Here is a 13898-nt window from a genome sequence, read left to right as displayed (position 1 = left end):
CATGGAAAAGCTCATAGGATCTAATCTGGATTGGAGAGTTTGGGAAATGGCATTGGTGAATTTTCTTCCCCGGATCATACTGGCACTGGGAACATTGATGCTTTTTATCCTTTTGGCGAGGGGAGCAAAAAAAATTAGCCTGCGTTTTTATTCCAAAATCGTCAAATTCAATTTAGATGTGGCAAAGTTTATAGCCGCGTGCATCTATTTCCTTGTCATATGTTTGGGGCTATTCATTTCTCTTGAAATACTTGGACTGGAACAGATTCTGACTAAATTGCTTGCGGGTGCAGGCGTCATTGGTATTGTTGCTGGCTTTGCGTTCAAAGATATCGCATCAAATGCTTTTGCTGGCCTGCTGCTCAGTCTGGAAAGGCCTATAAGGGTCGGGGACTGGGTAGAGTTAGATAATGCATACGGCACCGTACTTGAAATATCCTGGCTCACCACGGCAATAGCAAATATCACGGGGCAGAAGGTATTCGTACCCAACCAGATTATCTATAACAATACCTTTACCAATTATAGCGTATTTGGGACAAGGCAGGTGAGTTTTACCTGGGCAGTCCCCTTGCAAAGCGATCTTGATAAAATTAAGGAAATAGCGCTCGATGAAATTGGCAAACTGGGTCTCCATATTCCAACCATAAGACATCTTTTTTTTACACAGGAGTATCGGGATCTGTATGTAGCTTTCAAGTTAGCTTCTGGATCAGATTCTCGGTCGAGGAAGATTTTCAACAGGCGTTGAGCGATGCGATTGCCAATCTCAAGAAACGTTTTGAATTTGAAAAAATACCATTGACGTAAAAGGCAGTTATATTGATATCGATTAATCATTTTTTTGTGATCGTAACATACCTTAATTTCGCCAGTATCATTTAATGTTGCTGTTTCAGGCTAAGGGGAAATCTATGCCCGCTGGTGGCATACCCAACTTGATGGTTATAGTTTGGTTGTACTGAGTGTTTCTTCGATCCTATTAATATTACTTGCTAATTCATGGGGATATTGAAAAAAAATGTTAATTTTAATAATCAGGCCGAAGTTAAGGGGTTTATGATAATACCTGACTGAGTAAAGCCTAGTCGCTATCCGATGCCCTAAACGGGAAAATGCCAATTGGCAGAATGTTCTTTTTTATATTTTTTATTTCAAGCAGTCGCTCGGACCTAAGCCGAAGGTATGTTTCAGGTTGTCTTTTGCCTAATGGCTTTTTTAACCTAAACGAATCGCTCTTCATCCAAGCCGTAACCCAAAATACACAGGTCCAATATTTATTTTTTATACGCTATCCAAAATCTTACTTGGCTGTGCCATAAGGTGCAGGATTATTTTTGTTGGTCAGCACGTCTGGACGTTTTTTGCAAATCTCAGATAGATAATTTACGATACTATTTTCATGCTATTCTATAGTTATATCACAAGATGCCGTTTTTTTATTATCTAATATTGTATTGACTGATGCAATGAAATTTGATAGTTATCAGGAATGCGGAACGCTTCCTTGGCACCAGACGGATTAGGAATTGGGATTTGTATTGTGGAGTAGGTAATTACCTGCTATTTGGAGACAGATGATGTCGATAGACAGGGTTTTTGGCGAAAGAAAGTATTAATCTGAAATAATTAAATTTTTAACTAAAACTATATCTAACATTATGGGCAAAATTATAGGCATTGACTTGGGAACCACCAATAGCTGCGTGGCAGTTATGGAAGGAAATGATCCGGTAGTGATCGCTAACGATGAAGGAAAAAGAACCACTCCTTCAATTGTGGCTTTTTTAAAAAATGGAGAACGTAAGGTTGGTGATCCAGCGAAAAGGCAGGCGATTACCAATCCGCAAAATACGATCATGTCCATCAAACGTTTTATGGGACGTCGTTTCGATGAAGTCACAGAGGAAATAAAGCATTGTAGCTATAAAGTCGTTCGCGGAGACAACGATACCATCCGCGTGGATATCGACGGGAAGCTGTATACACCACAGGAGATCTCCGCTATCATCCTGCAGAAAATGAAGAAAAACGCAGAGGACTATCTAGGGCAGGAGATAACAGATGCCGTAATTACCGTTCCCGCATATTTTAATGACGCCCAGAGACAAGCAACCAAGGAAGCAGGTGAAATTGCGGGACTCAACGTAAAAAGGATAGTAAATGAGCCAACTGCAGCAGCGTTGGCTTATGGCCTGCAAAAGGCAGATAAGAACCAGAAAGTAGCTGTTTTCGATCTCGGAGGGGGAACATTTGATATTTCCGTACTTGAACTTGGTGATGGTGTTTTTGAGGTTAAATCAACCAATGGTGATACTCACCTTGGTGGTGATGATTTCGATAAGGTAATCATGGACTGGATGGCCGATGAATTCAAGAAAGAGGAGGGGATTGATCTGCGCAAGGATCCCATGGCACTTCAGCGTCTAAAGGAGGCAGCGGAGAAAGCCAAGGTTGAACTTTCAACTGCTACTGAAACGGAAATCAACCTGCCCTATGTGACAGCAGTGGATGGAGTTCCTAAGCACCTAGTAAAAAAATTGACCCGTGCAAAATTTGAAAAGCTATCGGACAGTTTATTTTCGCGCTGTCTGAAACCTTGTGAGGCAGCCCTTAAAGATGCGAAGCTGAAACCGGCAGATATCGAAGAGGTTATCCTTGTAGGTGGGAGTACCCGCATTCCCAAAGTGCAGGAAATCGTAGAGAAGTTTTTTGGCAGACAGCCTAGTAAAGGTGTCAATCCTGACGAGGTGGTTGCATTGGGGGCTGCAATCCAGGGTGCGGTGTTATCGGGTGATGTAAAGGATGTGGTGCTACTGGATGTGACACCGCTCTCATTGGGAATAGAGACAATGGGCGGTGTGATGACAACCTTAATTCCTGCGAATACAACCATACCGGCAAAAAAATCAGAAGTATTCTCTACTGCAGCCGATAACCAGCCGGGTGTTCAGGTACATGTATTGCAAGGGGACAGAACCATGGCAAAGGATAATAAAAGCCTGGGCATCTTTAACCTTGATGGACTTCCACCTGCACCAAGGGGGATTCCCCAGATCGAGGTCGTGTTCGATATCGACTCCAATGGGATACTTAATGTGACAGCAAAGGACAAAGGTACCAATAAAGAGCAAAAAATACGGATTGAGGCTGGTAGCGGCCTGAGTAAGGAAGAGGTTGAAAAGATGAGGGAAAGCGCCAAGGCCAACGAGGCTTCTGACAAAGAGGCCAGGGAGCGGGTGGATAAACTTAACCTCGCGGATAGCCAGATCTTCCAATCTGAAAAACAATTGAAAGAGTTCGGAGAAAAACTTTCTGCAGATAACAAGCAGGCTATTGAAGGTGCACTTGCTGCCCTGAAATATGCACATGAGAAACAGGATATTGCTGCTATCGATACCTCACTTACAGACCTGACCAAAGCATGGAACAGTGCCAGTGAGGAGATGTACAAAACCGATCAGCCTTCACCGGGAACTGAAAATGCAGGCCAAACTGTAAATGAGGGGCCGGATGATGTGACAGACGTTTCTTTTGAGGACGTAAAATAAATTAATAAAATAACATTGTTGAAATGGGATTCCTTCCCATTTCAACAATGTTATTGATCGATATCTACCTGCTATGGGCTGTGTAAGAACAGCGAAAATTAAGCACGTTGGGCGCAGCTAATTTTCTGTTCAATCCGTATATTTATATTTCATTTTTGACTAGCAACGATTTTTATGAGGGATATTCCATCGGTTTCGATTAAACACTTGCCTGTAAAAAAAGTATCGGGATTTATTGCTTCCCCAGCGCTCGACATTCTTTCTGTGGAAGAACCGCTAGAAATCCGGATAATATACGGGCCTGCAGGTGCCCGAGTCCAAAAAAATATCTCCGTTACCATGCGGACACCTGGGAATGATTTAGAGCTTGCACTGGGTTTTTTGTTCACTGAAGGTATTTTATCTTCCAGGGAGGATGTGACTGTTATTGCCCACCTGGCAATGGCATGTGAATTTGATAAGGAAAATATTGTCTGTGTTGAATTCAGTGATCGATTTATGCCTAATCTCTCGCAGTCCGAGCGTAACTTTTACACCACCTCCAGTTGTGGAGTCTGTGGCAAGGGATCAATACAGTCTATCAGGACTTCAAGTATTTATTCGGGTTTGGGCTGTGAGCAGGAACTCCGCCTGTCGCCTGAAACTCTTTACCAGCTGCCACGCAAACTGAGGTTAGCGCAAAGCAATTTTTCTGCTACGGGTGGAATCCATGCATCAGGCCTTTTTACAATGGAGGGAGAAACGTTGATGGTTAGGGAGGATGTCGGCCGTCACAATGCCTTAGATAAACTCATCGGCGCTGCGCTTGCAAGCGATCTGCTTCCCCTTGATAGGTACATACTGCTGTTGAGCGGGCGGGCAAGTTTCGAGCTGATCCAGAAAGCAGCAATGGCGGGAATTGCAATTGTCGCCGCTATCGGTGCCCCATCCAGCCTTGCAGTGGAACTTGCTGCGGAATTTGGTATCACCCTTTTAGGTTTCTTAAAGGAAGACCGTTTTAACATTTATGCCAGTAATGACAGAATTTTAATTCCTACATCACATGAAAATTAGAATAAAAGGCAATTCGATCAGATATCGTTTGACCAAATCCGAAGTAGCGGCATTGGGAATGGTTGGATTTCTTTCCGAACGTACCCATTTTACTACCCAGACGCTGGAATATGCTATCATGACGACTAGCGAGGGGCAACTTACTGCCGATTTTTTGGAAAATCGGATCGTTCTGAATATGCCCGAAAAAATGGTCGAGGAGCTAGTCAATACCGATAAGGTAGGTTTTAGCGATGTGACCGGCCCGGTAGGCCTACTCATTGAAAAAGATTTTACCTGTTTGGATAATGTGGAAGAAGATCAGAGTGATAATTTTCCCAATCCCAATATAAACTGCTAAGCGATGGAAAAAGATAAAAAGGAGCCTTCTGCGGAAAATCCGTATAAGCTGCTCGATCTGAAACTGACACCTGTAGAGAAATCAGCGGCGGGAATGCATGCGGTAATGGCTGCCATGGGGGATCTGATAGAGGAGAAGACATTTTTCCGGGGGAACCACGCACTTTTGAACATGAACCAGTTCAAGGGATTCGATTGTCCGAGTTGTGCATGGCCAGATCCTGATGACGAACGTTCCCCTGTTGGCGAATACTGCGAAAACGGTGCTAAGGCTCTAGCTGAAGAAGCAACAACTAAAAGAGTGACAGCCAGGTTTTTTAAAAAGAATTCAGTCTTTGACTTAGCCAAGCTGGATGATTACCAGATTGGTAAGTTCGGAAGACTTACCGAGCCGATGTATATGCCTAAAGGCGGAACCCATTATGAGCCTATCAGTTGGGAGAATGCTTTCAAGAAAATAGCAGAGCACCTCAATGCACTCGAGTCACCACACCAGGCAGCATTTTATACCTCTGGAAGAACCAGCAACGAGGCATCGTTTGTCTATCAGCTCTTTGCCAAGGAATTTGGTACTAACAATATGCCTGACTGTTCGAATATGTGCCATGAAACTTCCGGTTCTGCGCTACGTCCAACTATTGGCATTGGCAAGGGGACTGTCACGCTGGAGGATTTTTATGAAACCGATGTGATTATTGATATCGGCCATAATCCAGGTACAAATGCACCTAGGATGATGAGTGCCCTGTCTAAGGGAAAAAGAAATGGAGCCATGATCATAGCCATCAATCCTCTTCCTGAGGCGGGATTGCTTGGGTTTCAGGATCCACAGTCTATAAAGGGAATGATTGGTGGCGGGGTTAAGCTGGCAGATTTATATCTCCCTGTAAAAATCAATGGTGATATGGCCTTGCTTAAGGCCTTGGAAATTCTGCTGATCGACTTCGAAAAGAAATTTCCGGGACAGGTTTTTGATCAGGAATTTATCAAAGATAAAACAACTGGCTACGAGACATTTTTGAAGCAGTTTGAGCATGATGATTATAATCTTGACCATTTATCTGAGCTATCTGGCGTTTCCAAAGAAGATATCCTGAGGGCTGCGGAGATGATTGCCTTTAAAAAAAGAATTATCTTCTGTTGGGGAATGGGACTTACGCAACAGCCCAACGGCGTGGCGATGATCCGTGAAATTCTCAACATTCTGTTACTTAAGGGCAGTATCGGAAAGCCTGGAGCAGGTGTATGTCCGGTCCGTGGGCACAGCAATGTTCAGGGGAACAGAACTATGCTTATAGACGAAAAGCCGACAGAGGAACAGCTCGACCGTCTTGAAAGTTACTATGGCTTTAGCATGCCGCGGGAACATGGCTATGATGTGGTTCGCGCAATCAAGGCCATGCACGAGGGAAAGCTCAAATTTATGTTTTGTATGGGCGGGAATTTTTTGTCTGCGACTCCGGATACTACTTATACAGCAAATGCTGTACGAAAATTGGATCTACTGGTTTGTGTGTCCACCAAGCTCAATCGAAGTCACCTTATTCATGGAAATGAGGCATTGATACTACCTACTTACGGTCGCAGTGATAAAGACATCGTAAATGGCGAGGTACAGATCATTTCTACGGAAAACTCTATGGGGTTGTACAGGCTTCAAAGGGCATGCTGGATGCGGTATCCAAGGACTTGATTAATGAAACGCAGATAGCCTGCAGAATGGCAATGGCAACTTTGGGAGAGCGATCGGTGGTCGACTGGCAGCTTTATCACGATAGTTATGATGCGGTAAGGGATGCAATTGAATGTTGTATTCCCGGCTTTGAAAACTATAATGAAAAGGTTAGGCAAAAAGGTGGGTTTTACCTGCCGAATAGTGCCAGGGACGGGAAGTTTATTACCAAGGAATTCGGCGACCGTGCACCCTTCACCCTTACAGAAATTCCCAATAATGATCTTGGGGAAGATGAGTTTATGATGGCCACAACCAGGACACACGATCAGTTCAATACTACCATATATGGATTGGATGACCGTTATCGCGGCATCAAAAATGAACGACGCGTGATCTTCATGAATAAGAGGGATATCGAAAAACTGGGGATGAAGGCCGGAGACAAAGTAGATCTGTTTAATTTCGATGACAACGTCGAACGGATTGCCCCGCTGTTCATCATTGTACCTTATGAGATTCCAGAGCGCAATACGGTAACCTATTTCCCTGAAACCAATGTGCTGGTTTCGGTAAACAATGTCGTGGCGGAAAGCAATATGCCGGCTTCCAAATATGTGAAGATTAAAATAAAAAAACACAGGTCTACCATTTATGACAGAATAAAGCAGGTAGAGGAAAACTACCGGCTGATATAACCTTAAAGTTTCCCATGCGGGAAATGGACGAAGCAGGCAATGAGCAGCGAATCGGCATACCATGCCCATGCTGCTCGAAGGGGCTTTTATGGAATATTGTGTAGCAGGAGACCAGTTTTACCTTACCTCTCTTTTTTTATAGGTGTTTAATAAGTGGTCTGATATTCAGTTGAATAAATATGTGCCGGTTTATAAAGAACTACTGCATTTTGGTAACCCTTATTTTTGTTTCTTGTGAGGTATTGCCCAGGCAATTACATCTAGTGCAGCTTTTTCCAAAATTAAGGGGGTACATCAGTGTCCTTCAACCGATTTTGACAGTGGACAAGAACGGAAATAGTTTCAATTTTGACAAAAGTTATTCAGTCAGTTTTCCAATAGGACTCAATCTGTATAAAAGTGATAAAATCGGATTTAGCTTTGAACTCGCACCTGCCATAAAGTTCGAAAACAATGCCAGCGAGGTCAGTAACCTGGTATTTCACCCGGGCGTTATTTTTCCGTTGAAACACGGCTTTTCGTATCTCACACGTTTGGCATTTGAAACTATCGGACAGTACGGACTCACGCCAGTGCTAAGCAAAACAATCGTAACCAGAAAGACGCTGAGCTACTTCATGAGAGTAGTGGCTCCAGTACGTATCGGAAACGAAAAGCCCACAAGCATTGGACTTGCCCTGCAGTTTGGAGTGGCATTTTGAGAAAGCCATAACAAAATGTACAAGAAAATATATTAGGATTAATTTAAGGAATTGCAATACCGTATATGATTTCAGTGCGAGAGGACAACTTCATTAATATTTTTATCAACTAACCAATTCAAAAAAAATGAGTTCGAGAAAATTAAAGAACCGCTGGATAATCGCCGCATCGGCAGTGGGTATCCACATTTCCATTGGCTCTGTCTACGCCTATTCTGTTATGACCAAGCCCGTCGGTGAAATCTTTGGTGTCGAGGAAGGGGTAATCAAATGGGCCTTTAAGATTGCGATTTTACTGCTGGGCTTTTCCGCTGCGCTTTTGGGCAGGTGGGTTGAAAAAGTTGGCCCCAGGGTAAGTGGTACGGTTGCTGGTCTGTTTTATGGGATGGGTATACTGGGATCTGGAATTGCCGTTCAGATAGGCTCATTGTCGTTGTTTTATATTTGCTATGGGTTAATTGGAGGGATAGGCTTGGGACTCGGCTATATTACACCGGTAAGTACCCTGGTAAAATGGTTCCCGGATAAACGCGGTCTGGCAACCGGAATGGCCATTATGGGCTTTGGCTTTGCAGCACTGATTTTTGGCCCATTGATGCAGACGCTGTTTGATGGAATCGGCGTAGCAAATGCATTTTACGTTTTAGGCATTATCTATCTGATATTGATCCTATGCTCTGCCCAGTATATCGAAAAGCCGCCTGCCAATTATCTCCCGGATGGATTTCAGGCTGGAGAAGGTAAAGTGATCAAAGTGGATTTCTCCAATATTGATGCTAATACAGCTTTGCGTACAGTCCGATTCTACTACATCTGGATCATGATGTTCATCAACATCACCTGTGGAATTGCCATTATCGCTGCGGCGAGCCCACTTGTCCAGGAGAAATTAAAATACAGTCCTATGCAGGCGGCGGGAATTGTCGGTCTGATCGGAGTCTTTAACGGCCTGGGCAGGATATTTTGGTCGGGGCTATCTGATTTTATCGGCCGGTCCAATATCTATATTATTTTTTTTGCGTTTCAGATTCTGGCATTCTACTTTTTGCCCGAGATTAAAACCGAGACATTTTTTCTGATTATACTCTTTACCGTAATCACCATGTATGGGGGAGGTTTTTCTACCTTGCCGGCCTTTCTTGGTGACTTGTTCGGAACTAAGCAGTTGGGTGCAATTCACGGAATGGTATTGACAGCATGGGGCTTGGCGGGTATTGCCGGACCAACAATCTACGATCTTGTCAAGAAATCGACAGGCTCGCTCGTGACGACCCTGGAGGTATTTTCTATGCTATTTGTTGTCGCTTTGATTGTATCTTTGGCAATGAAAGTTACCATTGCAAAAATGATAAGAAGCCAGAAATAAAATGATCATCAGAAAAAAAGAAAATTGGTTTAAAATGCTTTTTGTATGGCATGGCTCAGTTCTTCCCCGTCTGCTGCCAAGGCTTACGCTGCTTTTTGTACTGTCTGTTGCCGTTGTGTTTTTTCATGGCAGGATACTTTCCTTCAAGGTACCGCTAAACCCTACGCCATTAACCCTTTTTGGTTTTGTGCTTGCCTTATTTCTGGGCTTCCGCAACAATGTGAGTTATGACCGATTCTGGGAGGCAAGAAAGCTTTGGGGAGGGCTTCTTAACACTACCCGCTCTCTCGCGAGGCAAGCAGTTACACTTTATGGAAGTTCAGGCGGAAAAACGGAGTCCAACGCCTTAATCCGCCTACTGATAGCCTGTACATATTCATTAAAGCATCAGCTGCGTTCTACCGACCCTGAAGCTGATCTGCGGGAACGGCTCAGCTCAGATGATTTTAATTTCATAAGCGCTTCAAGGTATAGACCCATTATGATCACCAAGCTGATGGGGGACTGGATTGTTCGCGCACGTAGCGCCGAAAAGATAGATTACATACAGCAGATGCGTATGGATGAAAACCTTGATAAACTCACAGAGATTGTTGGAGGCTGCGAACGTATCATCTCTACACCCATTCCCTATAGCTATCGTGTCCTGCTCCATCGTACCGTGTATCTTTACTGTTTTCTGCTTCCTTTTGGACTGGTGGACAGCCTGCAATGGCTCACACCTTTTATTGTAGTCTTTATCGCCTATACTTTTGTGGCTTTTGAAGCAATAGCAGATGAGATTGAGCAGCCCTTCGGTACCGAGTCCAATGATCTTGCCTTGAATGAAATGTGCTTGATGATAGAGGGGACCTTGTTGGAGTTGGCTGGAAACCGAATTACCGAGATCAAGGTGCGTAAAAGCGGGACCATCGATTAAAATGTTTGCCCGTTGGAGATACAGGTGACCAGAAAAGGCTTCACAAGTGGTTAGTTTGCAATTGACCTAATTCCTGCTGTCCTTCGTACTTCTCAGCTTTTTACCTATAAAAGGCTTTTGGTGAAACCCCAGATATTTTTCGTCAATTTCAACACTTTTAACACTGTTTTCGAAAGGAAAAAAGCTTTCAAATAAATACCAACTCAGTATCTTGCAGATAAAATGTTAAGCTATAAATGAATGTTTTTCTCTTTTTTAAAATGTGCATTCATCTGTTGGTATAAGCTTATGTTTGTTTGGTGCCGCTCGGCATAAATGAGGTACTCGCCAGTAGGGAGCTGGCGAGCCTCTTTATGAAACAGGGGCTTGTTCAATTCTCAACTGGTTTTTTTGAAGCGCTCATTAGCCTAGGAGGTGCAGACGGGGGCACTGTTATCCTGGTCACGACTAAGAACAATGAAGCTTGCAGAATATAAAGAGGTTTGGTATATTTAATAGGCAGTTTACCGGTGTCTCCGGCAACGCCGATCTGTATAAATTCTTTTTGGCTTAACGTCGATTATGTTGTCGCCAAATCAAAATCGCTCATCAAAAGAAAATGATTGTTTACTACATAGTCAAATGGCTAATACATTCCTTATGCTGATAGATAGTTTTGACAGAATACATGATTACCTGCGGATTTCCTTAACGGATAACTGCAATTTTCGTTGCTTCTACTGCATGCCAGAGGAAGAATATGATTTCACCCCTGCCTCGAGATTGATGCAGAAAAGCGAAATTATTGACCTTGCCGGAATTTTTGTTGAACATGGCATCAGGAAAATAAGGCTCACGGGTGGCGAGCCGCTCGTTCGCAAGGATGTGGGAGAAATTATCCTCGCACTTGGCAAACTTCCTGTAGAGCTTGTGATTACCACAAATGGTACGCGCGTTGCCGAATTGCTTCCCGTTTTCAAAGAAGCAGGCATAAAAACGATGAATATCAGCCTGGATACATTGCAACCTGAAAAATTTATGCTCATCACCCGCAGGGATGTGTTTCACCAAGTGCGAGGCAATATAGAGCTGCTTCTTCAGAACAGAATTGCCGTGAAAATCAATATGGTTGTAATGAAAGGCCTTAACGATTGCGAGATAAAGGATTTTATTGAATGGACCCGGCACAACCCCATTCAGATTCGGTTTATTGAGTTTATGCCTTTCACTGGCAATAAATGGACCAGCAACAAAATGTTTCCTTTGGACGAAATCTTGGCTACCATAGAAAAGGATTTTACTGTTCTGCCTGTTAAAATTGCACCTCACCATACCGCTAAAAGCTTTATGATTCCCGGGCACGATGGTTCTTTTGCTATTATCAGTACCATGACGGCACCATTCTGTGGCACCTGCAACCGGATGCGCCTGACTGCAGATGGGAAACTCAAAAACTGCCTTTTTTCTGACGGGGAAACAGATCTGCTGACCGCGCTCAGAAACAATGAAGATGTTGCTCCACTGATTAAATCTTCGATCTGGGGCAAGAAAAAAGAACTAGGTGGACAGCTTGCTGCAAATTTCGAAAAGATTGATGCCGGTGCAATCAACAATAGAAGTATGATTAAAATTGGAGGATAACAGTTTTGATAAGCATTGAAGAAGACAAACAATTTTTTATAAACAGATTACAAAGACTAACATCCTAAAATCAGAGGTTTGGAGCGAAATATGTACCTGCTTAATGACTGAACTGCCCATATGGGGAAGGAAATTCTCGAGAACCAAACCCACTTGTGGAAGGAGAACAGTCAGTATGTTGGACATTGCGGGAAAATCGATCGGGTCAGGAACTGCTGGTCCTATATTCCGGGAAGAAGGAGGCGGTATTAGTAAAATACCCATTTGTTATTTTTCATTGTTCCCGGAACGGGGCAGCAAATTATTGACCGCCTTTATTTCCCAACCGCTGTAGATTTTTGACGTTACCTAAGGAAAAAATAACATTAAATAAATTATGGGAAATATAACAGAAAAAAAACAGGGGGTTTCTCCACCCACAGAGTGGAATGCATTTTGTCATTCCAAATGCCCTCGTTGCCGCTTGGGATCTGTATTCACTGGCAGTGCTTATGGCTTTAAGATTCAAAAGATGAACCAGGTCTGTAAGGTTTGCGACCTGAGGTTTGAGCGTGAGCCTGGTTACTTTTACGTCGCTATGTTCGTAAGTTATGCAATGAGCGTTGCCGAGATCATTTCAATTGGCGTCGCGGCAAGTGTCTTTGGGCTGGAACTGTCCTATGAGAACCTTTATTATTACATCCTGGTTATTTTCTCGGGCGTATTGATTTGTTCCCCATTTAATTATCGCTATTCAAGGTTGGTTTTGCTATATTGGCTTTCTCCGGGACTGCACTATGACCCATCCAGAATAAAACATGATTTAGGTGGAGAAAACCCCGACACTTAGCTTCCTTAAAGAAAAGCTTAATCAATGGTATTTTGGTTTATATCTTTCTGATTGGAGAAAGTGGGGATCGGGTTTAGATGCAGCTTTAAATCCCTGACTAATAAACTTTATAATCAACTATAGAATCTGCTCTCTACAAAGTAAGCTTTATTGCTTATGGTAAAATTATTTTCATGATTGACTAATATAAATAACAATATAGATATGGAAAATCAATTTCATGATTTTGACCTTCAGCTAAAAGACCTTAGCCCTGAAGTAAAAGAGAAGGCTCTAGAGATAGCGGCAACCCTGGTAGCAGAAAAAGGTATGGATAGATCTGATGCCATAAAGGAGGCAATAGATCAGGCAGAGGATTGGTTTTTTGATTCTGAAGGCTGACGGTTTTGGCTAGGTCGGGATGAAAAGCCAGGAAAATGGACAGTCCTTTCGCCGGATCGAATAACTTCTAAGGTGGGATGGAATGAATTGATTTCCGATACGAAAACCAATAATGTCTATAGCATTTAGCCAAGCTTTTCAGGTTATTAATCTTTATTATTGTTCTATAACCAGCCTTGATGTTGATAAAGCTATGTCTAAGCCCCGGATCATATATTGGGGTTTGCAAAAGTTATCGCACATGGCTCTCAATAATTCGAAATTATGGAAAATTCAAGTCAATATCCAGAAAGAAATAAGCTAATCATCAGCGACCTAAAAAAGCTTTTGCAATTGGTCAATAACAGCAAGGAAGATTATAAGCATGCTTCTGAACTAACCAAAAACCCGCACTTTTATAGATTTTTCATCAAACAGGAGCGTCAACGCGAGGGCTATGCTGAAGAGTTGAGTGCGCACATTGCGGTGCACGGTGGCAAGGCGGACAAGAAGGAAGATGGACTGATAGAAAAAATACATGACTCCTGGGTATCTATCAAAGCGGTGTTTACCGGCCACAGTGATTCAGAGCTGTTTGATGAAATCATCAAGGTTGAAAGCAATGCCCTATCGGTGTTTGATACCTGTATTGCTGATTACCCGCATCATGTGGATCATTTGGGTTTGCTGGTTAAGCAGAGAGATAGCATCTACATAGCCCTGGAAGAATTAGCCACTTTAAAGGCGTCCCTGTAAAACGGGAAAAGACTGTCGCCCGACTAAAATGCCT

12 protein-coding genes are annotated in these 13898 nt (G+C 43.0%); all 12 read left to right on the top strand.

From position 1 onward, the window contains the following. Position 1 precedes the first annotated feature (1 nt). The 12 genes from G7074_RS00905 (at position 2) to G7074_RS00850 (ending at position 13864) form a co-directional block, all read left to right on the top strand. On the top strand, positions 2-751 hold the full coding sequence (locus G7074_RS00905; protein WP_166206218.1) for a mechanosensitive ion channel family protein: 750 nt from the start codon (positions 2-4) through the stop codon (positions 749-751). A 910-nt stretch (positions 752-1661) separates the two neighbouring features. After that, a complete protein-coding gene (dnaK, locus tag G7074_RS00900) occupies positions 1662-3551 on the top strand; it encodes a molecular chaperone DnaK (protein ID WP_166206215.1) in 1890 nt (629 codons plus the stop codon). A 174-nt stretch (positions 3552-3725) separates the two neighbouring features. Continuing rightward, positions 3726-4604 (top strand): formate dehydrogenase accessory sulfurtransferase FdhD, encoded by an 879-nt coding sequence (gene fdhD / locus G7074_RS00895; RefSeq protein WP_166206212.1) that lies wholly within the window; start codon positions 3726-3728, stop codon positions 4602-4604. Beyond that, the gene (locus tag G7074_RS00890) at positions 4594-4944 is read left to right on the top strand and encodes a hypothetical protein (protein ID WP_166206209.1); all 351 of its coding nucleotides are present in this window, start codon (positions 4594-4596) and stop codon (positions 4942-4944) included. The genes fdhD and G7074_RS00890 overlap by 11 nt, the downstream gene beginning before the upstream one ends. A 3-nt stretch (positions 4945-4947) precedes the next feature. Beyond that, positions 4948-6636, top strand: coding sequence for an FdhF/YdeP family oxidoreductase (locus G7074_RS00885; RefSeq protein ID WP_205944135.1), 1689 nt, complete (start codon positions 4948-4950; stop codon positions 6634-6636). A 32-nt stretch (positions 6637-6668) separates the two neighbouring features. Continuing rightward, complete coding sequence (locus G7074_RS26445) at positions 6669-7313, top strand: molybdopterin dinucleotide binding domain-containing protein (protein WP_205944134.1); 645 nt, start codon at positions 6669-6671, stop codon at positions 7311-7313. A 320-nt stretch (positions 7314-7633) separates the two neighbouring features. Next, positions 7634-8014, top strand: coding sequence for a hypothetical protein (locus G7074_RS00880; protein WP_166206206.1), 381 nt, complete (start codon positions 7634-7636; stop codon positions 8012-8014). A gap of 127 nt (positions 8015-8141) precedes the next feature. Then, positions 8142-9380, top strand: coding sequence for an OFA family MFS transporter (locus tag G7074_RS00875; protein WP_166206203.1), 1239 nt, complete (start codon positions 8142-8144; stop codon positions 9378-9380). A gap of 1 nt (position 9381) precedes the next feature. Continuing rightward, on the top strand, positions 9382-10299 hold the full coding sequence (locus G7074_RS00870) for a bestrophin family protein (RefSeq protein WP_166206200.1): 918 nt from the start codon (positions 9382-9384) through the stop codon (positions 10297-10299). 561 nt (positions 10300-10860) lie between these two features. Further along, positions 10861-11919, top strand: coding sequence for a GTP 3',8-cyclase MoaA (moaA, locus tag G7074_RS00865; RefSeq protein ID WP_240916432.1), 1059 nt, complete (start codon positions 10861-10863; stop codon positions 11917-11919). Between the two features lie 1033 nt (positions 11920-12952). After that, positions 12953-13129, top strand: coding sequence for a hypothetical protein (locus G7074_RS00855; RefSeq protein ID WP_166206193.1), 177 nt, complete (start codon positions 12953-12955; stop codon positions 13127-13129). A 264-nt stretch (positions 13130-13393) separates the two neighbouring features. Then, complete coding sequence (locus G7074_RS00850) at positions 13394-13864, top strand: PA2169 family four-helix-bundle protein (RefSeq protein ID WP_166206190.1); 471 nt, start codon at positions 13394-13396, stop codon at positions 13862-13864. Positions 13865-13898: the final 34 nt, after the last annotated feature.

Source organism: Pedobacter sp. HDW13 (assembly GCF_011303555.1).
Lineage (GTDB): Bacteria > Bacteroidota > Bacteroidia > Sphingobacteriales > Sphingobacteriaceae > Pedobacter.
The sequence above is the reverse complement of the archived record's forward strand: the minus strand, read 5'-3'. Positions and strand labels throughout refer to the sequence as shown.